The organism is Maribacter spongiicola, from assembly GCF_004364165.1.
In the GTDB taxonomy this organism is placed as follows: domain Bacteria; phylum Bacteroidota; class Bacteroidia; order Flavobacteriales; family Flavobacteriaceae; genus Maribacter; species Maribacter spongiicola.
In genome coordinates this window covers 878,640-902,214 of record NZ_SOAY01000011.1, presented here as the reverse complement: position 1 = coordinate 902,214, position 23,575 = coordinate 878,640, and the positions used below count along the sequence as shown (strand labels likewise).

General features: G+C 33.7%; 22 protein-coding genes and 1 other RNA gene. 10 read left to right on the top strand and 13 right to left on the bottom strand.

The window, feature by feature from the left end; all coding sequences use genetic code 11:
- Positions 1–78: 78 nt before the first annotated feature.
- The gene (locus CLV90_RS12310; protein ID WP_133687765.1) at positions 79–465 is read right to left on the bottom strand and encodes an acyl-CoA thioesterase; all 387 of its coding nucleotides are present in this window, start codon (positions 463–465) and stop codon (positions 79–81) included.
- Positions 466–469: 4 nt separating this feature from the next.
- On the bottom strand, positions 470–1,525 hold the full coding sequence (locus tag CLV90_RS12305; protein WP_133687764.1) for a glutaminyl-peptide cyclotransferase: 1,056 nt from the start codon (positions 1,523–1,525) through the stop codon (positions 470–472).
- 133 nt (positions 1,526–1,658) lie between these two features.
- On the opposite strand from CLV90_RS12305, the gene ffs reads away from it, so the two are divergent.
- Positions 1,659–1,757: signal recognition particle sRNA small type (gene ffs / locus CLV90_RS12300), an RNA gene on the top strand.
- Positions 1,758–1,846: 89 nt separating this feature from the next.
- Positions 1,847–2,656: an SDR family oxidoreductase gene (locus CLV90_RS12295; protein ID WP_133687763.1), complete on the top strand. Its 810-nt coding sequence runs from the start codon at positions 1,847–1,849 to the stop codon at positions 2,654–2,656.
- 24 nt (positions 2,657–2,680) lie between these two features.
- Here CLV90_RS12295 and CLV90_RS12290 read toward each other — a convergent pair whose 3' ends face one another.
- Positions 2,681–4,063: a transaldolase gene (locus CLV90_RS12290; protein ID WP_133687762.1), complete on the bottom strand. Its 1,383-nt coding sequence runs from the start codon at positions 4,061–4,063 to the stop codon at positions 2,681–2,683.
- 179 nt (positions 4,064–4,242) lie between these two features.
- On the opposite strand from CLV90_RS12290, the gene CLV90_RS12285 reads away from it, so the two are divergent.
- Entirely contained in the window at positions 4,243–5,865 is a 1,623-nt protein-coding gene (locus CLV90_RS12285; RefSeq protein ID WP_133687761.1) for an ABC-F family ATP-binding cassette domain-containing protein, read from the top strand.
- A gap of 32 nt (positions 5,866–5,897) precedes the next feature.
- Complete coding sequence (locus tag CLV90_RS12280; RefSeq protein WP_133687760.1) at positions 5,898–7,022, top strand: hypothetical protein; 1,125 nt, start codon at positions 5,898–5,900, stop codon at positions 7,020–7,022.
- A gap of 7 nt (positions 7,023–7,029) precedes the next feature.
- Here CLV90_RS12280 and CLV90_RS12275 read toward each other — a convergent pair whose 3' ends face one another.
- On the bottom strand, positions 7,030–7,752 hold the full coding sequence (locus CLV90_RS12275) for a hypothetical protein (protein ID WP_133687759.1): 723 nt from the start codon (positions 7,750–7,752) through the stop codon (positions 7,030–7,032).
- Positions 7,753–7,957: 205 nt separating this feature from the next.
- On the opposite strand from CLV90_RS12275, the gene CLV90_RS12270 reads away from it, so the two are divergent.
- On the top strand, positions 7,958–8,530 hold the full coding sequence (locus CLV90_RS12270; protein ID WP_133687758.1) for a fasciclin domain-containing protein: 573 nt from the start codon (positions 7,958–7,960) through the stop codon (positions 8,528–8,530).
- Here CLV90_RS12270 and pheT read toward each other — a convergent pair whose 3' ends face one another.
- Positions 8,531–10,960 carry a phenylalanine--tRNA ligase subunit beta gene (gene pheT / locus CLV90_RS12265; protein WP_133687757.1) on the bottom strand — a complete coding sequence of 810 codons (2,430 nt, stop codon included), beginning with the start codon at positions 10,958–10,960 and terminating at the stop codon, positions 8,531–8,533.
- Between the two features lie 125 nt (positions 10,961–11,085).
- Here pheT and CLV90_RS12260 point away from each other — a divergent pair, with 125 nt between their 5' ends.
- Positions 11,086–12,309 (top strand): TlpA family protein disulfide reductase, encoded by a 1,224-nt coding sequence (locus CLV90_RS12260; RefSeq protein ID WP_133687756.1) that lies wholly within the window; start codon positions 11,086–11,088, stop codon positions 12,307–12,309.
- Between the two features lies 1 nt (position 12,310).
- Here CLV90_RS12260 and leuB read toward each other — a convergent pair whose 3' ends face one another.
- Both leuB and CLV90_RS12250 read right to left on the bottom strand, forming a co-directional pair.
- Positions 12,311–13,429, bottom strand: a complete 1,119-nt coding sequence (gene leuB / locus CLV90_RS12255; protein ID WP_133687755.1) for a 3-isopropylmalate dehydrogenase — start codon at positions 13,427–13,429, stop codon at positions 12,311–12,313.
- Between the two features lie 2 nt (positions 13,430–13,431).
- Positions 13,432–14,604 (bottom strand): 2-isopropylmalate synthase, encoded by a 1,173-nt coding sequence (locus CLV90_RS12250; protein ID WP_133687754.1) that lies wholly within the window; start codon positions 14,602–14,604, stop codon positions 13,432–13,434.
- 145 nt (positions 14,605–14,749) lie between these two features.
- Here CLV90_RS12250 and CLV90_RS12245 point away from each other — a divergent pair, with 145 nt between their 5' ends.
- Positions 14,750–16,294, top strand: a complete 1,545-nt coding sequence (locus CLV90_RS12245; RefSeq protein WP_133687753.1) for a hypothetical protein — start codon at positions 14,750–14,752, stop codon at positions 16,292–16,294.
- Between the two features lie 15 nt (positions 16,295–16,309).
- Positions 16,310–17,170, top strand: a complete 861-nt coding sequence (locus tag CLV90_RS12240; protein WP_243835409.1) for a DMT family transporter — start codon at positions 16,310–16,312, stop codon at positions 17,168–17,170.
- A 9-nt stretch (positions 17,171–17,179) separates the two neighbouring features.
- Here CLV90_RS12240 and CLV90_RS12235 read toward each other — a convergent pair whose 3' ends face one another.
- Genes CLV90_RS12235 through panB form a run of 4 tightly spaced genes read right to left on the bottom strand, consistent with a single transcriptional unit; the run spans position 17,180 to position 19,802 of the window.
- Entirely contained in the window at positions 17,180–17,710 is a 531-nt protein-coding gene (locus CLV90_RS12235) for a DUF4252 domain-containing protein (protein ID WP_133687752.1), read from the bottom strand.
- A 30-nt stretch (positions 17,711–17,740) separates the two neighbouring features.
- Positions 17,741–18,439, bottom strand: a complete 699-nt coding sequence (locus CLV90_RS12230) for an RluA family pseudouridine synthase (RefSeq protein ID WP_133687751.1) — start codon at positions 18,437–18,439, stop codon at positions 17,741–17,743.
- A gap of 32 nt (positions 18,440–18,471) precedes the next feature.
- Positions 18,472–18,972 (bottom strand): signal peptidase II, encoded by a 501-nt coding sequence (gene lspA / locus CLV90_RS12225; RefSeq protein WP_133687750.1) that lies wholly within the window; start codon positions 18,970–18,972, stop codon positions 18,472–18,474.
- Between the two features lie 11 nt (positions 18,973–18,983).
- On the bottom strand, positions 18,984–19,802 hold the full coding sequence (panB, locus tag CLV90_RS12220) for a 3-methyl-2-oxobutanoate hydroxymethyltransferase (RefSeq protein WP_133687749.1): 819 nt from the start codon (positions 19,800–19,802) through the stop codon (positions 18,984–18,986).
- A 132-nt stretch (positions 19,803–19,934) separates the two neighbouring features.
- On the opposite strand from panB, the gene CLV90_RS12215 reads away from it, so the two are divergent.
- A complete protein-coding gene (locus CLV90_RS12215) occupies positions 19,935–20,402 on the top strand; it encodes a nuclear transport factor 2 family protein (RefSeq protein ID WP_133687748.1) in 468 nt (155 codons plus the stop codon).
- A 9-nt stretch (positions 20,403–20,411) separates the two neighbouring features.
- Here the strand turns inward: CLV90_RS12215 and CLV90_RS12210 are convergent, their stop codons facing one another.
- Positions 20,412–21,455, bottom strand: a complete 1,044-nt coding sequence (locus CLV90_RS12210; RefSeq protein ID WP_133687747.1) for a ThuA domain-containing protein — start codon at positions 21,453–21,455, stop codon at positions 20,412–20,414.
- 161 nt (positions 21,456–21,616) lie between these two features.
- Between CLV90_RS12210 and CLV90_RS12205 the strand changes: the two genes are divergently transcribed.
- Complete coding sequence (locus CLV90_RS12205; protein WP_133687746.1) at positions 21,617–22,147, top strand: hypothetical protein; 531 nt, start codon at positions 21,617–21,619, stop codon at positions 22,145–22,147.
- A 14-nt stretch (positions 22,148–22,161) separates the two neighbouring features.
- Here CLV90_RS12205 and CLV90_RS12200 read toward each other — a convergent pair whose 3' ends face one another.
- Positions 22,162–23,202 (bottom strand): alpha/beta hydrolase, encoded by a 1,041-nt coding sequence (locus tag CLV90_RS12200; RefSeq protein WP_133687745.1) that lies wholly within the window; start codon positions 23,200–23,202, stop codon positions 22,162–22,164.
- Positions 23,203–23,575 lie beyond the last annotated feature (373 nt).

The window sequence follows — 23,575 nt, the reverse complement described above, 5'->3', positions numbered from 1 at the left end:
CTCTGAGGCTTCCCTCGAAAATTAAAGGTCATATTCCTACGAATGCCTCAAAGGCTTACCCCGAGGTTTTTTACTAAATTAAAGAAATATTTCTTTAATTTCTTCAGGTATTCGTGTAGGTCTGTAAGATGTACTATCAAGAAGACACCATTCAGTGCTTGATCTAACCAATAACTTTTTGGATGTGCTGTGTTTCATCTCTACAATTCTAACGCATTTGGCACCAGAGCTAGATTCTATGTGTGTTGATATAACAATTGGGTCATCTAGTACCGCTGCCCGTTTATATTCTATGTGATGAGTTAATACTACCCATATGACATCTTGCTGCATTTTCGCAGTTGCCACTGTTTGCCAGTGTTCTTTAGAAATATCTTGTATCCATTGTACATAACGTACATTGTTAACATGGTTTAAATCGTCTAAATCTTCATGGGAAACAACAATTTCTTTTTGAAATGCCATATTTCTATTTTTTCTCTATTTGCACTTCAAACATTTTGTCCCAGAACTTACCGGTAACAAAAAATGTCTTTCGTTCAGGGTGATAAGCAATACCGTTAAGCACGTAATTTGTTTTATCCCAATTTTCAGTCTTAGTAATGATATCACTCAATCCGCTAAAATTGATAACACCTTCTATAGCACCTGTTTTGCTGTCAATAATCATGACACTAGGTTTTTGATAAACGTTGGCATAAATTTTACCATTAACATATTCTAATTCGTTAGCTGAATTAAATATGGAAGAATTGGTTACTGTTTCAATATAGCCTTCCTCCGTCATCGTATCCGGATTTAAAAACCATATTTTTTCGGTGCCATCACTTTTGAAAATTTTAGAGCCGTCGTTCGTTAATCCCCAGCCTTCGCTACTTTTTCCGTATTGAAAATTGTCTAATTTTTTAAATGAGTTTAAATCATATATAAAACCAAGCCCACTTTGCCATGTAAGCTGATAAATTTTATTGTTTAATATAGTGATGCCTTCTCCAAAATAAGTTTCGTCTAAATCTATTTGTTCAAAAACTCTTCCAGTTTTAAAATCTAATTTTCTTAAGAAAGATTGTCCCTTTTTTCCTGTAGACTCATAGAGGGTATCATTATGAAATTCTAAGCCCTGAGTATATGCCTTAGTATCGTGCGGGTATTCATTAAGAATGGTATATGTGTAAATTTCAGGAGCTTTATCAGAAAGTACTTTCAGGTTTTTATTAATATCGACTGTTTTCCCATCAAAAGTAATTTTTGCTGTAAGAATTTTGTTTCCTAATGTGGGTAAATTTATTTTGATTTTATCATTATTGACCGGAATTTTGGTGCCATCAATGCTAAATTCAACACTTTCTATCTGTTTTTCCATTTTATTTTTTATACTAACACCGATTTCTTGGTTCAAATTAACTTGACTTGCATTTTTTTCTAAGTTGATTTCGAATAGAGATGATGGTTTTTGATTGCCACTGCCACAAGATGTAAATAAGCTGGTAATAAGAATGATAGAAAAAATTTTTACGAAATTCATTAAGAAATTGGTGTTTAGATTTATGTGATAAAGGAGTGTAAAATGGGTTTCACGATATAAACAGGCAATTTAATTCATAAAAATTAGAAACTAAAAGGATTGTCAAAGTTTTAAAAGATTGTATATTTGCATCCGGCAAGTCCTACACGACCAGCTCCTGTAGAATCCCCCAGGGTGGGAACGCAGCAAGGGTATACGGTCGTAGCGGTGCGATGTAGGTAGCTTGCCTTTTTTTGTGCCTTAAAATGAAATTTTTAAATTTAAGGTAACATATTCAAAACCAATTCTATATAACGTTTAGCATCGCTTATTTTCTATAAAATGAAAACAAAAGTAGTACTAATTACAGGTGGATCTTCAGGTATTGGAAAAGCAATAGGTATACATTTAAAGGAGAAAGGATATAAAGTTTACGGTACAACACGTAATAAAAGAAAATATCCGGCATTTTCTGATTTCCCTCTGTTAGAGATGGATGTTAGAAATGTAGAAACCATTAGAAGTTGTATTGCATCATTATTAGCACTTGAAAGTAGAATTGATGTACTAATTAATAACGCAGGCGTTGGTATAACAGGGCCAATGGAAGAAACTCCGCATGAAGAAGTTTTACGAGCCTTTGCTACCAATTTCAACGGACCATTAAATGTGATGAACAATGTTTTGCCTGCTATGCGTGAGCAAAAAGAAGGGCTTATTATTAATATTACTTCGATAGCAGGTTATATGGGTTTACCCTATAGAGGTATTTATTCTGCTTCAAAAGGTGCATTAGAGATTGTTACTGAAAGTTATAGAATGGAAACCAAAGCCTTCGGTATAAAGTTAACCACATTGGCACCAGGAGATTTTGCTACCAATATTGCTTCTGGTAGATATCATACCCCTGTTCATGACGATTCGCCTTATAAACAAGCTTATAAGAGCACATTAGAATCTATAGATGCAGATGTTGATAGCGGCGGTAATCCGGCTGAAGTAGGTGAGAAAATTGCTAAAATTATTGAAACCAAAAATCCTAAGCCACATTATAGGGTAGGTTCTTTTATTCAAAAATTCTCATTAACGCTTAAAGGTATTCTACCAGGCAGATGGTTCGAGAAACTATTAGAAGGTCACAGCTCTCATTAAGAAATATACAGTTAAACGTATGGTTTAATTCTTGTAGATGTTTGAAAAACCATCTACAATTACCGTATTGTCTGTAAGAATAGCCTTGTTCATGGGGTATAAAACCAGTTTCTCTGTTAACTCTTTAAAATCGGTGCTATGGTATTGTAGGGTAGAATCTACGCCAAGTGTTGCAATGATAGACTTCCACTGATCAAAGTCCGTTTTAATGTTAATACCAATTAATTCGTATTCAGGTTTTTTCTCTTTAAGTACAGCGATTCGATTAAAAATATCTAGATATTGTTTTTTATTAGTGCCGGACCAGAAATAAAATAAGACTTTTCTATTAGCTGATATTTCAGTTAAAGTTTTGCTTTGATTTTCAAAATTTAAAACTTCTAAATTCGGAATTATCTTAGACGGTTGAAGATTTGTAATACCTTGATATAGGTTTTCAATTTCTTCGATGTGCATATTGTTTTTAGATACATTCTTAAATTCATTCAAGAATATTTCAGTGTTTTCAGGGGCATCTTTCTTCTTAAGCAAATAATCTAATGCCACATTTCTAAACAAATTATCTCTTAACTCTTTTTCGACAACAAGACTGTCTATTAAATGTAATTTGTGCTTTTTATAATGTAACTGTTTACTATCATCATTAGCAGAATCTTTGCAATTTTTTACACAGCTCATGTACGCTAAATTTCCGAAATGTGCTTTCATGAAATCATAATAGGGTCTTAGATAAGTAAGTGTATTGTCGCCGTAGTTGATTTGAGTTCGATAGCTAAAATAATCTTTTGGTAAATCGTGAAAATTTTGTTCGGCTGTTTTGCGCTTATGCTGAAAGGGGTAAATCTCTTTATACCTATTGTAAGTATATTCGATACTACCTGTCAATAATTTTACAGCCTCTTCAGAAAGAAGATTTTCTGAATTTATTTCATTAAGATTAGAAACTTTTTCTTGCTTTAATGATTCTATTTTTTCTAAAAAGTCTGCTGGCTCAAGTTCGTAGTAGTCTGTATACATGGCAGAATCTTCATCTTCAGCGGTAAGGAAAAGATCTAAAAGAAAATTATTTGTTTCTTCATTGCTTCCAGAAAAAACCAGCGATTCATCAAAGTAAATAGTATTTAGCCTCACCATTAAACTATCGCCTTTTTCAAGGTATACGTATTGGAATTCAGGGGCTAGATTAAAATGGTAGAGTCCATTTTCAAGAGATGCAAGTTTAAATTTAAACCGATTTTTATCATCAAGCTTAGCAGAATCAATTTTGAGTCCACCTTTCATTAAAATAACTTGATTACTTGTAGGGTTGACTATTTCACCAGCGAATAGTACCGTTTCTGAATCTTTATTGGTAGAGGAACATCCCATTAATAAAGCTACGCACGTAGAGAGTAAAATTCTTATCATATAGTATATGAGTCTGGTATTAGTCAAAAATAACAAACCTAATTACCAGTTGCTGTTAATGGCTAGTTAAATGTTGTCAGCCGCTAACTTAAGAATCTTTTGTCGAATTTGATGGTAAACTAGGTACTGTAAGGCTAGAAATTCAGTATTTTTGCACGGATTTTTAAAATTTTGTTTCTATGTTATCTGTTTCTAATTTATCTGTTCAATTTGGCAAACGAATTTTGTTTGATGAAGTAAACGTTGCTTTTACTCAAGGTAATTGCTATGGTATTATTGGTGCCAACGGTGCCGGTAAATCTACTTTTTTAAAAATCCTAGCCGGGCAAATGGATCCAACCTCTGGTCACGTTCATTTAGAGCCGGGTAAAAGAATGTCAATATTAGAGCAAAACCACAACTCTGCAGATGATTTTACAGTCTTAGAGGCAGTGGTTATGGGCAACAAGCCGCTTTATGAAATCAAAAAAGAAATCGACGCGCTTTATGCCGATTACGATGATAAAAATGCGGATAGAATAGGGGAGTTGCAGGTGAAATTTGAAGAAATGAATGGGTGGAACGCCGATAGTAATGCAGCTGCACTATTATCAAATCTTGGAATTAATGCAGATATGCATTATACCTTGATGTCAGAACTAGATTCTAAGTTAAAAGTACGTGTGCTATTGGCACAAGCTTTATTTGGTAATCCTGATGTATTGATTATGGATGAGCCTACCAACGATTTGGATTATGAAACAATTAGTTGGTTAGAGAATTTCTTAGCTGATTATGAAAATACAGTAATAGTTGTAAGTCATGACCGTCACTTTTTAGATACTGTATGTACAGATATAGGTGATATAGATTTTGGAAAACTAAATTTATATTCTGGTAACTATACATTTTGGTACGAGAGTAGCCAATTAGCTGCCCGCCAACGTGCACAACAAAACAAGAAGGCAGAAGAGAAAGCTAAAGAGTTGCAAGAATTTATTGCTCGATTCAGTGCAAACGTTGCAAAAAGTAAACAAGCAACTTCTCGTAAAAAAATGCTTTCAAAATTGAAAATTGATGATATTAAGCCGTCAAGTCGTAGGTATCCTGCTATTATTTTTGATAGGGAACGCGAAGCTGGTGATCAAATATTACAAGTGGAAGGACTTTCTGCATCTACCGATGAAGGAGAACTGTTATTCCATAATGTAAACATCAACCTAGCTAAAGGTGATAAAATTGCTATTATTTCCAGAGATTCAAGAGCTACAACAGCTTTTTACGAAATTATAAACGGAAATAAAAAAGCAGATAAAGGTACTTTTCAATGGGGAGTAACTACTAACCAATCTTATTTGCCAGCAGATAACTCAGGCTTCTTTACCGATAATATTAATTTGGTAGACTGGCTACGTCAATATGCAAAAACAGAAGAAGAGCGCGAAGAAGTATATATACGAGGTTTCTTAGGAAAGATGTTATTTAGTGGCGAAGAAGCACTAAAAAAATGTACAGTGCTCTCTGGAGGAGAAAAAGTACGTTGTATGTTAAGTAGAATGATGTTATTGCGTGCTAATGTATTAATGTTAGACGAACCAACAAATCACTTAGACTTGGAAAGTATTACAGCTTTTAATAATTCTCTTAAGAATTTTAAAGGTACCGTAATGTTGACCACACATGATCATGAATTTGCTCAGACAGTTGCCAATAGAATTATTGAATTGACGCCTAAAGGCAACATTGACAGGTATTCAACGTTTGATGAATATATGTCTGATAAGGCATTGAAAGATCAGCGTAATAAAATGTACGCAGAATAAGCATAAAATAGATTAACCCAAATCGATGTTTTATGAAAATCTACAAATATGTGGCTTGCTTTGTGCTAGCCTTAAGTTTCTTCGCATGCGACAAATCTTCTGAACAAGTTGAAGAAGAAATTCCTATTACTATAGATGCTGATTATACTGTTTTTTTACAGCGAAATAATCAGTTAAGTGGCGTAGTTATTGCTTCTTCAGATGATGGGTTAGTTGTTAAAAATACATTGACTTCATTTAATACGATACCGGCAAACGCATTAAAATATCGCACTTCTACAAATATTAGTTATTATTCAATTAGTAATTGTGAAGCTTCATTGCAATGGTATACTGCTAAAAATTCTATATCTAAATCAATTTCTCTTTTTACCGATATTGATCCTTGTTCAATAGAAATTCTTGCAATGGCACATACTGATGAAATTGTGGCTGTCGCTTATGAAAGAGAGTTATTAGGAAAAGATAAAGAGTTCATGGTTCGATTAAATACGTTGAATGCTGAAGTAGAAAATAAGACTGAAATTTCTTTAGATAAAAAACCTATTGCAATTGTGTCATCTTCAAATAGGTTGTTTGTCTTGACCTTGAATGAATACGTTACGGATGAATTTCATTTATCAGTTATTGATTTAGCTGAAGAAGCTGTTATATTGGAATTAGATTTAGGATACAATGCTTTTAGATTGTTTACGAATAATACCGGTAAAATAATTGTTAGTTATCCAGAACTACATACAACTATAGATCCTATTACCTTAGAAAAGTCTTATACGACATATGGTGAAAATACCGAGCCAGGCTTTATAACTACGACTGATTTTTTTGTAGATAGATTAGGTAGGTTTTATTTTCAAAAAAGTGTGCCAACAGCAGAAGTAGTGGAGGTGCCTGCAATTTATGATTTTGATAAAAATAGTACGGTAGTTTATTTATTTGAGAATTTCTTGACTGAAACCGAATTGAATGTTAAGTACAATATTGCAGCAGCAACTTCGATTGCCTACGATGAAGAAAACAATTATGTTTTAATCGGATATCAGAAAAAAGGGCAAATAGACAAAGGCGGTATCCTAAGAATTACCCCCGCTCCAGATTTTAAATTAATTGATAATATTGATTTAGAAGGTGTTCCTAAAACCATATTTACAAAGTAAAATTCGACTAGCTGTTGAAATATTTACTATTCCAAATAGCAGGGTTGAAATTCTTACCAAGTGCAAACCCATAGAAAATAACCACAGAGGCAATACATTTAAACATAAAGAAAAACAATATCCAAAATTGGGCGTTAGAATTTGATTTAGAGAAAAGTCCGTCAGGTATCATTAATGTTAAAGCGAAACTCATAAAAAGAACAAGAATAGCGAGATTGACAATACTTTTAAATGGCCACATCAATAACTTGCGTAAAGGATGAAGGTCATTTCCCCATTGGTGAATTAAATAATGATATCCATTACCAATAGGTGCAAATAATAAAGGATCATCTTTGTCTTCCAATTTAAAAAGTTTAGAAGGCGCTATTATTTTAAATCCTTTAATCTCGAGATTATGTACTTTTTCAATCGCCTTAATTTTTGATAAAGCTTCAGATGGTATTTGTCCTTTAAAAAATTTTGTATCTAAAAAACGTAAACGGTAATCAATACAGATTTGTTTTATTTCTTCTATATGATAAATATTTGCGCTATCAAGCTTATCAATTATAAATTGGTTATTTATTTCACCCTTACTGGTTGTAACATTTTGTTTGATCCTATCTAACTCATCATCAACCTGTGAAAAGATTTTATAAACCTCTTTCATCCTCATTTCTTCAGATAAAATATGCTTTTTTCTAACCTTCGAAAGTTTCTCTTCTATATTCGTTTTAGATACTAACATGTTCTTTTTTTTAGCAATACACTCAAAGTTAATCAATTAGTAAATTGACTAAAATCTTGTTTAACTTAATTAAAAGTTAATAAAATGTTAAAAAAGTATAATTTGAAAATATTACTAGGTGTAAAAGACTTCTAATTGTATCTTGACGACGAAATCGAACCGTTTATCGATTGCTAGAACAATTGCCCCTTAAGAACCACCTATTATGAAAAAATGGACATCCCTCGTGTCCCTGTGTGCCCTGTTTATAGGGCTTAACACCTTTGCACAGGACAATGTGATTGAATTACAATTTGAACGTTTAATCACAAATATACAACCAGAAAAGTCCATTATTGAAAGCACGGCTACTAATGAAAATCATTCAACATTATTAAATGCTTTAAGAGTAACAAATCTTGACAAAGTGCTAAATTATAGTGGAGAATTTACCGTTTTTGCTCCATCTAATCTGGCTTTTGAAAAATTATCAAAAGCGACTATTGACAAATTATATAATCCTGAAAATAAGAAGTTATTAAAGGCTATGCTTTCTTATCATATTATTGCTGATAAACTTTCTGCTTCAACAATTTTAAAGGCGATGTGCCGAGGTAATGGTATTGCTAAATTTACCACCATTCAAGGAGAAAAAATTACGGCAACAATGAGAGGTATTGATATAGTTTTAACTGATAAATCTGGTAATAGTGCAATTATTGTTACTGCAGATTCTAATCAAAGTAACGGCATCATTCATGAGATTGACACCGTTTTTGTTCCTGAGAAAATGCTTTAATTATCGAAGCGACGCACCTAATTTCTGCTCATAGGTGTTTTGTAATTTCGACATAATTTTCTCTATCTGTTTCTCTGTCAAGGTACTTTTATCATCTTGAAGCGTAAAGCTTACTGCGTAAGATTTTTTGCCTTCAGGTAGATTTTTACCCTCATACACATCAAAAAGAGTCATGTCTTTAAGGTACTTTCGCTCAGTGCCAAATGCAAGCTCGTAAAGTTCTCTGTAGGTCGCTTTGTTGTCTAGTAATAAAGCAAAATCTCTTTTAACTTCAGGGTGCTTTGGTATTTCTTTAAAAATAACAGGTGTTGTTTTAATTTGGTTTAGAACTGCTCCCCAGTCGAAATCCGCATATAGTACATCTTGTTTTATATCAAAATGTTTAAGAAGCGACTTTTTTATCAATCCGAAAGAAACCAATTCTTTTTTATTATAGGTAAAAGTTAGTCCCTCAGAAAAAATTGAAGAAGTAGTTGGTTCACTCTTTAAATCATTTATACCAAGTCTTACTAATACCGCTCTAACGGTAGATTTTAGTTCAAAAAAGGTAGTCGTAGATGCTTTATTCGTCCAACTATCTTGAAATGAATTTCCAGATAGCAGTATGCTTAAATACTTTGGTTCAATTCTCTTGTCGCCTTTAGCGTAATATGTTTTCCCAAATTCGAACAATTTAAGATTGCCCCTTTTTCGGTTAATATTATAACTAGCGGCTTCTAGTGCAGAAAATATTGATGCTCTTCGTAATACCGATAAATCGCCACTTAAAGGATTAATAATCTCAACAGACTTAAATTCATCTTGTTCTGCACCTAATAGTGCTGTGTAATCAGGATTTGTTAAGCTATTGGTCAAAATTTCAAAATATCCCTTTGCAGCAAGAGAGTTACCAATTATTGATTGTATTGTGTGGTCTGCAGTTGATTCTGTAGTAGCAACTGAGGCATTTAATTTTTGACCAAATGCTATATTGTTATAACCGTAAACTCTCAATATTTCTTCAATTACATCCACTTGTCTTTGCACATCTACGCGATAGGATGGCACTTCAAGCCCCATGCCTGTTTCGGTTACATTTTTCACTTTAATATCAAGTGATGCCAAAATAGATTTAATAGTGTCTTGCGGTATTTCTTGACCTATTAACTTGTTAATTTTCTCGAAAGCAAGGAAAACCTCAAAGTTAGGCTGCTTTTTAGGGTACAGGTCATAAACATCAGAAGTTATTTCACCACCTGCAATCTCTTTAATTAATAATGCGGCACGTTTTAAACTATACTCCACATTTTCAATATCAATACCACGTTCAAATCTAAAAGAAGCATCTGTATTCAAAGCATGCCTTTTTGCCGATTTACGTATAGATACGGGATTAAAATAAGCACTTTCTAAAAATATTGAAGTTGTTTCTTCGGTAACCCCAGATCCTAAACCGCCAAAAACACCCGCGATACATAAAGGTTTTTCAGCATCACAGATCATTAGATCATCTTCATGTAATGTTCTTTCTACACCATCTAATGTTACAAATTTGGTTCCTTTTGCTAAAGTTTTAACCAGAATCTTATGTCCTTTTATTTTAGAAGCGTCGAATGCATGTAAAGGCTGCCCAAGTTCATGTAGTACATAATTAGTTGCATCTACGACATTATTTTTAGGCGTAAGACCGATTGCTTTAAGTCTGTTTTGAAGCCAAGTTGGAGATGGCTGTACAATAAGATTACTCAGCGTAACCCCACAATAACGAGGTGCTAAATCGGGCTGTAAAACGTCAACATCAATTTTTAAAGATCGATCATTAACGTTAAAATGACTTGTTGACGGTGTAATCAACTCCTTACTAATTTCTTTTTGCTTTAATCCCGCTTTTAAATCTCTAGCGACACCAAAATGACTCATGGCATCTGCACGGTTAGGGGTCAAACCTATTTCAAAAACTTCATCTTCTTCAATATTGAAAATTTCGGCACATGGGGTTCCCGGTTTTAAATGTTTATCTAAAACCATAATGCCATCATGGCTATCGCCAAGGCCAAGTTCATCTTCGGCGCAGATCATTCCGTAGCTTTCTTCACCTCTGATTTTACCTTTTTTAATAGTCCAGGCTTCTCCTTCAGCAGTGTAAAGTGTAGTGCCAATAGTTGCAACAGGTACTTTTTGACCAACTGCAACATTTTTTGCGCCACATACAATTTGCACCGGTGCATCTAAGCCAATATCTACCATGGTAACATTTAGCTTATCGGCATTACTATGTTTTTCGCAACTTAGTACGTGCCCAACAACGATACCTTTTAATCCGCCTTTAACAGATTCAAATTTTTCTACTCCTTCTACCTCTAGACCTAAATCGGTTAAAAGTTCGCCAGTTTTCTGTGATTCCCAATCTATTTGTATGAACTGTTTAAGCCAGTTATATGATATTTTCATTCAAAACTTTTATAGGGCGCAAAGATAAAACAATGCCCGTATACATTCAATAAGCTATGAAGTGTTTATTTTAATTTTTAATTCTGCTATTTTAATTGTTTATTACAGATTAAAATAGATTAAACATGAAATTAGGTATTGCAGTACTGTCAATTTTACTAATATTGGTTGGGTGTAAAGAAGAAAAACCATCGGTAAATTTATCTGAAGGAATTTGGCTAGTTGAGCTTGATGTAATGGATGGGCAATCATTACCTTTTAATCTAAAGGTCGATAAGAAAATGGACGGTAGCTACGCCATGCAAATATTTAATGCAGAAGAAGTTATAGATGTCGATGAAGTAGAAATTAAAGGAGATTCTATCCGTTTGCAAACACCTGTTTTTGAGGGATATTTAACAGGAACGTTTACCGAGAATAAAATGGAAGGTCTTTTTATAAAAGAAAGCTTAGATAGAATAGTGCCATTTACGGCAGTATATGGTACAGAAGAAAGATTTAAGGCTAATAATAAAAGTAACGATAAAAATGTTTCTGGAATCTGGGAGACTTATTTTAGTCCAGATTTAGCAGAAGAATACGTGGGTAAGGGAATCTTTTTACAGGAAGATCATAAGGTAACCGGAACGTTCAGAACTACCACTGGTGATTATAGATTTCTTGAAGGTATACTAGATGGCGATTCGCTTAAGTTATCTGCTTTTGATGGTGCCCATGCATTTCTATTTAATGCAAAAGTTACCGATTCGAGTATGAACGGTATTTTTTATTCTGGCAATCATTTTAAAGAGCCTTTTAAAGCTACTAGAAATGACACATTTGAATTACCAGATCCAGACTCGCTTACATTTATGAATGAAGGGTATGATAAGCTAGCTTTCACTTTCCCTGACGGAAATGGCAATATGATATCGCTTGCAGATGACACTTATCAAAATAAAGTGATCATAGTTCAGCTGATGGGTACCTGGTGCCCAAATTGCTTAGATGAGACTATATTTTTGGTAGATTATTTAAAAGATAACGCAAACGTAGAAGTTATTGGTCTTGCTTTTGAATCAGCAAAAACCGAAGCTAAAGCCTTTGAAGGTATTAAAAGATTAAAAGATAGAATAGGGGTAGAGTATCCTATTTTATTGGCTCAGTATGGTACATATGATAAACAAAAAGCGCAAGAAAAATTACCAATGCTAAACCATGTACTATCATACCCTACTACCATAATCATAGATAAAAAAGGAAATGTACGAAAAATTCATACGGGATTTAATGGTCCTGCAACAGGTGAGAAATTCCTAGAATTCAAAAAGAATTTTAACGAATTAATCTCTGAGTTAGATAGTGAGTAATTTAGATAATGGTCGATTTTCCTAAACCGATGTTTTCATCGTTAATACTAAAGTTACCATCTAATTCCATAATATTATCAGCAATAAAATCACCAACATAATTGGTGCCGTATTTAGAGCTTCCTAAGATATCTGGAGTTACTATTTTCTTAGAAAATGATTTTAAGACGGCGGCCACGACAGCATCAGATTCTTCATTCATTTTAAAATGTTGTAATAACATTGCCATGCTCAGAATTGAAGCGACTGGATTTGCAATATTTTTACCGGCAGCATCTGGGTAAGAACCATGTATTGGTTCGAACATGGCATGTTCAAGACCAACAGAGGCAGATGGTAAAAGACCTATCGAGCCGGCAATAACGCTACCTTGATCAGAAAGAATATCACCAAACATATTATCGGTCAAAATAACATCGAACTGAGAAGGGTTTAAAATCATCTGAACCGCGGCATTATCTATAAATAGACAATTTAATTCTACATCTGGGTAGCTTTCGGCTATAGAACGAACTACGCGTCTCCATAAACGAGAAGTCTCTAAAACATTTGCTTTATCTACTAAGGTTACTTTCTTTTTTCTAGAACGAGCAGATTTAAAGGCCAAGTGAGTTATTCGGCTAATTTCAGATTCGGTATAGGTACAGGTATCTGTAGCAGAGTTCTTATCTTCATCGTTCGTTTTTTGGCCATAATAAATACCGCCGGCCAATTCTCTAAAAATAACTAAGTCAGTGTTTTGAACATGAGATTTGTTCAATGGAGATTGTTTTACCAAAGACGGAAATACTTTTACAGGCCTAATATTTGCGAAAAGACCTAATTCTTTACGCAATTTTAAAAGACCTTGTTCTGGCCAAACTTTTGCTCTAGGATTATCATCAAACTCAGGTAGACCTAAAGCACCGAATAATGTTGCATCGGTATTTTTACAAAGCTTTAATGTTTCTTCAGGTAGCGGACTTCCTGTTTTCTTAATTGCAGAAGCTCCAATTAGTCCTTTTTTAAATGTAAAACTGTGCCCGAATGTTTCTTCAACAGAACGCAGGCACTTTATTGATTGTGCAACGACCTCAGGTCCAATTCCGTCTCCTCCTAAAATCGCAATTTCTAAATGCATACTTAGCTAATACTTTGTAAATCTATATGTGAAGTTTCGATAATTTGATGAATATCATCATCTTTTACTTCTTTTCTAGTGTCGGCATACTTTAAAAACTCTTCGTATACCTCGTCTAATTGTACTTTGGTTAATTCGTATCCTACAATTTTAGCTCTATACGCCAGTGCGGCTCTGCCACTTCTAGCGGTTAGAATTATAGAAGATTCGGTAACACCAACATCTGCTGGGTCTATAATTTCGTATGTTTCTCTATTCTTAATAACACCATCTTGGTGTATACCAGAACTATGGGCAAATGCGTTCGCGCCTACAATAGCTTTGTTAGGCTGTACCAACATACCCATTTTACTAGATACCATTAAACTGGTATCATACAATAATTTACTGTTTATGCTCGTGTCTAAATTCAAATTTGGGTGCTGGCGTAAAATCATAACTACTTCCTCTAAAGAAGTATTACCTGCACGTTCACCAATGCCGTTAATAGTACATTCAATTTGCCTAGCTCCGTTTACAACGCCTGCAATAGAATTTGCAGTAGCTAACCCTAAATCATTGTGGCAGTGACATGAAAGAATGGCTTTTTCAATACCTTTTACATTTTCTCGTAAATACTTTATTTTGGCACCGTATTCATCAGGTAAGCAATATCCGGTAGTATCTGGTATATTCAACACTGTGGCACCGGCTTTAATGACAGCTTCACAAACACGAGCTAAGAACTCATTATCTGTACGACCTGCATCTTCCGCATAAAATTCAATATCTTCTACAAAAGTCTTTGCGTATTTAACCGCATCAACTGCACGTTCTATAATAGCGTCTCTATTAGAGTTGAATTTAAATTTAATATGTGAGTCAGATGTGCCTATACCTGTATGAATTCTTGGTGTTTTAGCATGTTTTAGAGCTTCTGCTGCAACTTCTATATCTTTTTTAACCGCACGAGTTAAACCACAAACAGTAGCGTTTTTAACGAGCTTGGCAATGGCTTCTACAGATTTAAAATCTCCCGGACTTGAAACAGGAAAACCAGCTTCAATCACGTTAACACCCATGGTATCTAGACGTTCGGCGATAACTAATTTTTGTTCACGGTCTAATTTACAGCCAGGAACTTGTTCTCCATCTCTTAAAGTAGTGTCAAATATTTGTACTATATCTTTACTCATTATATTTACGTAGTTTTACTCGTCAAACGAATATATAACCTAAAACACAAAATACTCAAATTTTGTTAACATGTTTACAACGTTAAGTCCGTTTTTTAGGCATATAAAACATTGAATTACAATACTTTAAACTCTTATTTTTACGATGACAAATGCGCATAAAGATGCTTTATTCGTTTTGGTTAAATCACTATCTAAATCTGAGAAGCGCCAATTTAAGCTTTATGTTGGCAGATTAGGAGTGAATACCGATGCCAAGTTCTTGGCACTGTTCAACCTATTGGATAAAATTAAGAATTATGATGAGAAAATTATTTTAGAAAGTGGCATTGTAAAAAAAGCACAGCTCTCAAACCTTAAAGCGCACTTATATAAGCAAATTTTAGTCAGTTTAAGATTGAACCCTGTCAATCAAAATATTAGGGTTCAAATTAGAGAGCAATTAGATTTTGCCACCATCTTATATCAAAAAGGACTTTATAAACAAAGTCTAAAAATTCTTGATAAGGTTAAGAGTGTTGCTATTGAAAACGAAGAAAAGAATATTGCGTACGAAATAGTTGAGCTTGAGAAAATTATTGAAACCCAATATATTACCAGAAGTATACCAGATAGGGCAGATGAACTTGCCATACAGGCAAAAGAATTATCGGGGCATAATGTAATGACCAGTAAACTTTCAAATCTTTCTTTACAGCTGTACGGAATGATGTTGAAGGTCGGTTATGTACGTAGTGATGAAGATTACCAAAAAGTAAAAACTTATTTTAACAATCACTTGCCTTTATATAATATTGAAGATTTAGGTTTTCGAGAAAAGTTATGGTTGTATAAAGCCTATCTGTGGTATAGTTTTCTTACTCAAGATTTTTTATCATGTTATAAATATTCGAGCAAATGGGTAGATTTATTTTATGATCATAAAGACATGATTTATTTGAACCCTGTTTTCTTTTTAAAGGGGAATCATTATCTATTAGAATCTCTGTTTTATGTGCAATATAGCTCTCAGTTTAAAGAAGTTTTAGAACGTTTAGAGAATACCATTAAGGAAAAAGATTTTCCAGATAACGATAATATCACCTCACTGGTTTTTATGTACTTAAATGCCAATAAGCTCAACCTACATTTTCTAGAAGGTACTTTCGAAAAAGGGCTGTATTTAGTGAAAATTATAGAATATGGTATTAATAAGCATAGAGATAGAATAGACGTTCATCATGTAATGGTGCTTTATTATAAAATTGCATGCTTGTATTTCGGTATAGGTGACAATAAGACCTGTATTCAATATCTGAAAAAAATTATAGATAATAAGAATTTAAAAATGCGGGAAGACCTAATGTGTTTTGCTCGTGTTTTAAGTTTAGTTGCTCATTATGAGGCTGGTATGGATTATCATTTAGAAATTCAATTAAAAAGCACCTATAAGTTTCTCTTAAAAATGAACGACATGCACGCAGTGCAAAAAGAGATGATCAAGTTCTTAAGAAGTCTTGGTGGTATTTATCCGAGTCAGTTAAAAGCGGAGTTTCAGAAATTATATACCGAGTTAAAAAAATATGAAGACCATCCGTATGAAAAAAGGGCATTTTTATATTTAGATATTCTATCATGGTTAGAAAGTCATTTGCAGAATAAACCAGTATCTCAGATTATGAGAGAAAAAGCTTTGGCTAAAATACGCTAGGCGTAATTTGTGTAGATGAAAAGTAATCACGTTCAGCATTTATTAGAAATTAACCTTGCTATGCTCTTTGTAGCTACTTCTGGGGCATTAGGGCGTTATGTTCAGCTTCCAGTGCCAGTTGCTATCGGTTCAAGGGCGCTATTAGCTTTTGTAGCGTTGTTTTTGTATTGTAAATGGAAGGGTTTCAATTTAAAAGTTGATAAAAAAGACATTCCGGTGATATTGCTCAGTGGGATGTTAATGGGTGTGCATTGGGTCAGTTATTTCTATGCTTTAAAGTTGTCTAATGTAGCCATTGGCATGCTTTCGATATTTACTTACCCGGTAATAACGGCATTTTTAGAACCACTACTTTTAAAAACAAAGTTTGAACTAATACATTTATTACTCGCTTTCTTGGTACTTACAGGTATGTTTTTTCTGAGTCCGTCTTTAGATTTTGAAAACGAATATACGATAGCCATTGGCTTTGGGGTGTTCTCGGCACTTGCATATGCTTTAAGAAATATTTTATTAAAAAAGAAAGTGGCGAAATATAATGGGTCTATGCTAATGACTTACCAAACGGCAATTGTCGGGGTTATTTTGTTCCCATTTTTATTTACTGTTTCAGCAAATACAATCATTAGTCAATGGGAAGTTCTTGTTGCACTTGCCGTTTTAACGACAGCCATTGGTCACACGATGTTTTTAATGACCTTCAAGCATTTTAATATTACGACAGTAAGTATATTAAGCAGTATACAGCCGGTTTATGGTATTATAATCGGAGCGATTTTTTTGTCCGAAATACCAAAGGGAACTACTATTTTAGGAGGAATACTAATTTTAAGTTCCGTTGTAATAGAAAGCATTCGTTCTAAAAAACCAACTTAAAGATTCGTTTTAATTTTGAGAATTGATTCCTGGTGTACTAGCTCCAAACTGACTAATTATATTATCTCCGAATTTAGTAAACTGTTCGTTTTTAGCCATCTCTCTAACTTTTGCAGGGTCAAAATCACCATTGAAATATAAAAAAGAACCTGTTTGACTGTTGTTATTGTAAATCAGAATTTCTTTGACTAAATTTTTCTTCTCTCTTACCGAAACAACATTACGTTTTAAATCATCGTTCTTTCGAAAAACTTCAATAAATGAATTACCGGTAATGCCGTTCATTTGTTGATTTAAGAATTGAGTTCTGCTGGCTGTTTCACTAGGAAATTGCATATATCTTAGATCTTTGGCATTACCCACCATAGCTTTCATTTCAGGTGAAATTTCACTGATCATTGACAGCATAAATTTCGGAACTCGAACAGCGGTTACTTGGTTGTCATTTTTATGGGCATTATAAAAGGTGTCAATAGAGTTGTAGCTGCCGCAAGAAGTAATTAGTAGTAATACGCTTAGTGCGTAAATTTTCTTTAACATGATTATAGTGTTTCTTTAAAAGTAGTGAAATTAAAGACACGCATTCCAAATAGGGTCATTTGGTGGAGGGGCAATAATTTCTAAAGGTTCTTTTTTTACCGGATGCATTAAACGTAGTTTTCGTGCATGTAAATGTATACTTCCGTCAGCATTACTTCTGTCAAACCCGTATTTTAAATCCCCTTTGATAGGGCTTCCTATTGCAGTTAGTTGCGACCTAATTTGATGGTGACGACCTGTTTCTAAGTCAACTTCTAAAAGATAATATCGGTCTAGTTTTTTTATTATTCTATAAGATAAAATAGCTTTTTTACTTTCAGAAACTTCATTGCTATGAGCGTACGATTTATTTTGTTTGGTATTGCGCTTCATATAATGTACTAATCTTTTTTCTGGCTCTTCAGGACTGTTTTTTACTATTGCCCAATAGGTTTTTTTAGCATCCTTTTCAGCAAACATTTTATTTAATCTAGGTAGCGCTTTAGACGTTTTAGCAAAAACTACAATACCAGATGTAGGTCTATCTAATCGATGTACAACCCCTAAATAGACATTGCCGGGCTTATCGTACTTCTTCTTTATATAGCCTTTTACGGTCTCGCTTAAAGGTAAATCACCTGTTTTATCTCCTTGAACAATATCGCCAGGGCGTTTATTGATTACAATTAAGTGGTTATCTTCAAATAAAACTTGAAGATTACCTATAGTAGAATGTTCTTTTTTTGACAAAATTTAATTGGATTAATTGAATATTCAATTACCTAAATAGCTAATTTTTTTCCTCTGAATATCAAAAATAGTAGTAGTAAAACTCCCGTGGTTACAGCTACATCGGCAATATTAAAAATTCCTGTTCTTAGAAACCCTAAGCGTAATTGAAAAAAATCGGTAACCGAGCCATAAGCAATTCGGTCAATCAAATTACCTATTCCACCACCGATTACAAGTGCAAATGCAACTAGTAAAAGTGTGTTTAAATTTGGTTTAGTCATTATTCTAAAAAGCATAAGGACCAATACAAGTAATGGTAAACCTTGAAATATTATTTTTTTAACAATAGGATGGAAGTCTTGTCCAAACCCGAGCATTGCCCCGGTATTCTCTACATTGGTTAGGATTAAATGATTTTCTATTACGGGTATAAAAGATTGTGGTACTACTTTTTGTCGAGTTAATTCTTTAGATGCTTGATCACAGCCAACAGTTATTAAAACAATGATAATAATCCAAATTTTAGAAAAGTATCTAGAAGGTTTCGACATGTATGAATTATTTAGTATTGCTCCTCGTCATTAGGGAAATCTTGACTTTTTACATCACTAACATAGTTAGATATCGCATTACCCATTTCTTCATATAAGTTCATGTATCTACGTAAAAATCGAGGATTAAATTCATGCGTCATGCCTAATAGATCATGAACGACTAAAACTTGGCCATCAGCATATTTTCCACCACCAATACCAATGGTTGGTATCGTAAGACTTTCTGAAACTTTTTTGGTGAGTTCGGCAGGTATTTTCTCTAAAACTACTCCGAAGCACCCTAGTTTCTCTAATAATTTGGCATCTTCCATTAATTGTTCTGCTTCTTCATCTTCTTTAGCACGAACGGTATATGTTCCAAATTTATATATTGACTGCGGTGTAAGACCTAAATGCCCCATTACAGGAATACCTGCAGCAAGAATTCTTTTCACCGATTCTTTAATTTCAGCACCACCTTCAAGTTTTACAGCATGTGCGCCACTTTCTTTCATAATTCTAATAGCAGAACGCAAAGCCTCTTTGGGGTCACTTTGGTAGCTTCCGAAAGGTAAGTCAACAACAACTAATGCTCTGTCTATAGCTCTAATTACAGAAGATGCATGGTAAATCATTTGATCTAATGTAATGGGTAACGTAGTTTCATGACCCGCCATAACATTACTTGCAGAATCACCAACTAAAATAACATCAACTTTTGCGGCATCAACAATTTTAGCCATTGAATAGTCGTATGCGGTAAGCATGGAAATTTTTTCTCCATTCTTTTTCATATCAACTAAAGATTTTACCGTGACTCTCTTATATTCTTTTTTAGCTACTGACATTGTCTATTTTTGATTTATTGCCATAAAAGTAAGGAGTTTTAATGAGATTAAGCGTTCACTATATAATCCATTTAAAAGTGAACAATTAAAATTTATCTATTTTTAGGTTTAGAACTTTAAAGAAGTTGAAATATGAAATATATCTATGTGCTAATTACACTATTTGCGTGTAGTTTAGTTAATGGGCAAGTAGATGAAGAAGTGAAAGTTAAGTACGCAGTAGAGACTTTTTTTTACGCCTTTAATGGAAAAAATGAATTTGCAATCAAAGGAGTTGTAGATGCCGATGTTAAAATGCAGACGATAAGTTTAAATGCACTAGGTAATATGATCGTACGAAATACGAATTTTAATGATTTAGTAAACTTCATGATTACTACACCAGATTCTATACCTTTTTATGAAAAGATATTGGATTATAAAATACAAATAGATGGCGGTATGGCGCACGTTTGGGCGCCATATGAATTTTGGTACAATGGTGAATTCAGTCATTGCGGCGTTAATTCTTTTCAGTTATTTAAAGATAAAGATGCTTGGAAAATCATTTACTTAGTTGATTCTAGAAGAAAAGAAGATTGTAGTCCGGTTTCTGAATAAATAACTATTCTATTTCCAAGATCTTGAAATTGAGGCATCCGCTGTCGGGAAATCTTTTGGCACTTCTTGAGTTACTTTGCCTGAAGCCGCCCATTCTGCACCTCGTTGTAGTGTAGTGATAAAACCTACACATTCCATCGAGTAATCGAAATGACCTAGTGTTGAATGAAATACACGACCTTTTCCATAATTTATAGCCATTAGTTGCGGTACATGTTGACCTAGACCAGTAATAGTAGGGTCCCATGGTGGAGCGTTTTTTTCTATATCGGCAAAAGCAGTTGTCAAGATTGTAGCATTTTCAAACGGTCCTCTCATGCGCTCGTACATTTCATCTGGTGTGTGTAACCATTTCTCGGGAATACCTTTCATTATGGGGTGTTCAGGTGCTCTTGTAGTTAATTCAAATTCATATTCAGGTCCGTGAGAACCACATACCCCCTCCGCAGGGTCTTTTACTAATTCTCCTGCATCATTGTAATATACGTAAGGTCCAGATTTTTCATTTCGACCTCCCCAAGCACCCAAACCTATCATTTTATTAAACTCATCCCATTCACCCCAAGCATTGTTAGCTGCATGTACCACTACTAAACCACCACCACTGTTCATATAAGTTTCAAAATCATTTCTGGTTTTCTCAGGCCATAAAGGAGAATCAGCGCCAAGGTTCGATATAATAACATCGTAATCATTGAAATTAAATGTAAATTCTGATGTCTGTACCACACTCTCAGATGTATGATAGGTCTTATCTGTTAATGGATAAGTTTCTATAAATGAATGATAGGCTTCTGGTCTATCCTTATTGTATTTAATACCCAACCACATAGAATCCATTCTTTGAATATCTACCGTAAATAATTTGGTTTGTTCTAAATAATCTTTCATCATCATGGTTGTTTTTGGCCAAACGTAGTGATTGTTCTGTCCGTCAATAATTAAAGCTTTTAGTTTGGCTTGTGGTTGAACTTGCTCTGCTATTTCTTTCTTTTTTTCTCCACAAGCTGTAAGTAGTAAGCTTAATAAAACAATTGCCATTAAATTTTTCATGTTGATGGATTTTCGCTAATTATAATGTTGGCTTTAAAAGTACATGAAGAAGTTTAGGTGACAAAAAACAGAGGGTAATAACTAAAGCGCAAAAAATAGATTTCTGTTTGCTGATGATGGAAACTGATCTTAAATTAGCATGAATTAAAAGATAGCATACAATGAAATTATTAGGAATAGGGTCTAGAATTCGACATAAAGAATTAGGTAAAGGGGTAATAACAAATGTTTCAAGTACCATGTACTGGGTTACATTTATGGATAGCGGACTTGAAACGATTGATATAGAATCTGAATATGAAGTGATAGACGCGATTGAAAATGAAGTAGATGCAGTTAGCTTTTTTGATGTTGAAAGCTCATTAGTGGCTATTCTTCAAAAATGGAGTGACGCCACCCAACGCGTTGCCATTGCAGATAAATGGAAAGGTGGTAACCTAATTTTAGCACCTGGTGAAGCGGGCATGAGTACTAAAGAAATTCCAATTAATACATTTTTCCATAAAATTGTTATGGTCCGTGATCGTATTCGGGTAATGGAACAAAAGATAAATTCTAGCAAGAATTTAGATGATCAAGAGAAAGTTGACTTACAGCAGTATATTACACGTATTTATGGCAGTCTTACCTCATTCAATGTACTTTTTAAAGTAAAAAGTGATCATTTTATTGGTGAAAAAGGAGGGAAGTAATTCTTGATTGAATTTCAATTTTGAACTCTAAGATTTTTTACAATATCATATTGTTTTGCAATAATAGCTTCGTTAAAACCGTGGGCTGCTTTTGAAACGATAAAATATTCTTTTCTAGGAGCCCTAATTTTTTCAAAATATGGATTGCTTAAATCTTTAGAACACAATATATCATGTTCACCTTGTATCATATAAACAGGTAGGCGAAAGTTAAGTCCGTGTTTTTCAAAATTTATATTACTTACCATAGATTTTATCCCCATACTATCATCACCTACCAGGTTTAAAAACGAGTAGTCATCGCCATTGTATCGAGCTCTGCTATCTTCATTATTTTCATAACTACCAGCTATTTTAGACCATTCTAGTGGTGCTGGACTAGCATTTATTTTTTCATATTTTTTTACGATTCGTAGTAATTGTCCGTAGTTTTTAGCTTGTTTATAAGGTGGGGCACCTAAGGTTTCTAGTTTTTCAATAGCTATTTGGTCGTCATTAGATTCAGCTAATTTAAATACCTCTGAGAATGCATTAGAGATGTTACTAGAAAAATTCACAAATTGCGCATGACCAATATAAGCGTGGTATAGATTTGGATTTTGTTGTACCATTTGTGTAGCTAATATAGAGCCCCAAGAAGAACCTATTAGTATGACTTTTCTTTTGTTTAAATACTGCAAAAGGTACTCCGTAACCAAAATACCGTCATTTGTCATATCGGCAAGGGTTAAGGGGTTGTTTACGTAAAATTCTTCGTTGATTTCACCGGGACTATTTTTGCCAAATGTTTTTCCAGCACCGCGCTGATCCCAATGTACAATTGTAAATTCTTTTTTCCAATTACTGTATATATGGTCTTCAAATTGACTCATTGTACTACCAGGTCCGCCATGAATCATGAGTACTACAGGGTTGTTTTTATGATCACCTTTTATGGTAATCCATTGATCTATACCACCAATAGTAACAAATTTCTCTTCAGCTATTTTATTTTGGCTAAAAGATATGAACGTATTACATGATAATAATAGAACAAGAATTGAGGTTATTTTCATAGTTAAAAATCGATGCTTAATTAATATACGAAGATATCTATGTTGACGGATTATTTTTCAATGCAATAGTATGTGAACACTTATTTAACACTTTAACTTAATGCTATTAGGCTTTCTCGACCTAAACGCTCGTAAAAATCTTAACATATGTAGTTGATTCTCTATAAATAATTGAAGGGCTTGCCTTGAGATAATTTGTAGCTTTAAAACTGAATAAGATTCGACATATAGTAAATTTAGGTGTTTTTGTTTTTGCCTTTGTTGGCGCTGTTATACATATAAAAACCAAACAATTATACAAGAAAGTTGTACTTAAAATAAATTATAACAATAGCTATTGCATTGGTTTATTTCAGGCTAGAAAAAAATCAAA

What these genes read in the sequence shown, in the direction of transcription:
- CLV90_RS12310 (WP_133687765.1), bottom strand. Translation starts at nt 465, where the DNA reads ATGGCATTTCAAAAAGAAATTGTTGTTTCCCATGAAGATTTAGACGAT.
- CLV90_RS12305 (WP_133687764.1), bottom strand. Translation starts at nt 1,525, where the DNA reads ATGAATTTCGTAAAAATTTTTTCTATCATTCTTATTACCAGCTTATTT.
- CLV90_RS12295 (WP_133687763.1), top strand. Translation starts at nt 1,847, where the DNA reads ATGAAAACAAAAGTAGTACTAATTACAGGTGGATCTTCAGGTATTGGA.
- CLV90_RS12290 (WP_133687762.1), bottom strand. Translation starts at nt 4,063, where the DNA reads ATGATAAGAATTTTACTCTCTACGTGCGTAGCTTTATTAATGGGATGT.
- CLV90_RS12285 (WP_133687761.1), top strand. Translation starts at nt 4,243, where the DNA reads ATGTTATCTGTTTCTAATTTATCTGTTCAATTTGGCAAACGAATTTTG.
- CLV90_RS12280 (WP_133687760.1), top strand. Translation starts at nt 5,898, where the DNA reads ATGAAAATCTACAAATATGTGGCTTGCTTTGTGCTAGCCTTAAGTTTC.
- CLV90_RS12275 (WP_133687759.1), bottom strand. Translation starts at nt 7,752, where the DNA reads ATGTTAGTATCTAAAACGAATATAGAAGAGAAACTTTCGAAGGTTAGA.
- CLV90_RS12270 (WP_133687758.1), top strand. Translation starts at nt 7,958, where the DNA reads ATGAAAAAATGGACATCCCTCGTGTCCCTGTGTGCCCTGTTTATAGGG.
- pheT (WP_133687757.1), bottom strand. Translation starts at nt 10,960, where the DNA reads ATGAAAATATCATATAACTGGCTTAAACAGTTCATACAAATAGATTGG.
- CLV90_RS12260 (WP_133687756.1), top strand. Translation starts at nt 11,086, where the DNA reads ATGAAATTAGGTATTGCAGTACTGTCAATTTTACTAATATTGGTTGGG.
- leuB (WP_133687755.1), bottom strand. Translation starts at nt 13,429, where the DNA reads ATGCATTTAGAAATTGCGATTTTAGGAGGAGACGGAATTGGACCTGAG.
- CLV90_RS12250 (WP_133687754.1), bottom strand. Translation starts at nt 14,604, where the DNA reads ATGAGTAAAGATATAGTACAAATATTTGACACTACTTTAAGAGATGGA.
- CLV90_RS12245 (WP_133687753.1), top strand. Translation starts at nt 14,750, where the DNA reads ATGACAAATGCGCATAAAGATGCTTTATTCGTTTTGGTTAAATCACTA.
- CLV90_RS12240 (WP_243835409.1), top strand. Translation starts at nt 16,310, where the DNA reads ATGAAAAGTAATCACGTTCAGCATTTATTAGAAATTAACCTTGCTATG.
- CLV90_RS12235 (WP_133687752.1), bottom strand. Translation starts at nt 17,710, where the DNA reads ATGTTAAAGAAAATTTACGCACTAAGCGTATTACTACTAATTACTTCT.
- lspA (WP_133687750.1), bottom strand. Translation starts at nt 18,972, where the DNA reads ATGTCGAAACCTTCTAGATACTTTTCTAAAATTTGGATTATTATCATT.
- panB (WP_133687749.1), bottom strand. Translation starts at nt 19,802, where the DNA reads ATGTCAGTAGCTAAAAAAGAATATAAGAGAGTCACGGTAAAATCTTTA.
- CLV90_RS12215 (WP_133687748.1), top strand. Translation starts at nt 19,935, where the DNA reads ATGAAATATATCTATGTGCTAATTACACTATTTGCGTGTAGTTTAGTT.
- CLV90_RS12210 (WP_133687747.1), bottom strand. Translation starts at nt 21,455, where the DNA reads ATGAAAAATTTAATGGCAATTGTTTTATTAAGCTTACTACTTACAGCT.
- CLV90_RS12205 (WP_133687746.1), top strand. Translation starts at nt 21,617, where the DNA reads ATGAAATTATTAGGAATAGGGTCTAGAATTCGACATAAAGAATTAGGT.
- CLV90_RS12200 (WP_133687745.1), bottom strand. Translation starts at nt 23,202, where the DNA reads ATGAAAATAACCTCAATTCTTGTTCTATTATTATCATGTAATACGTTC.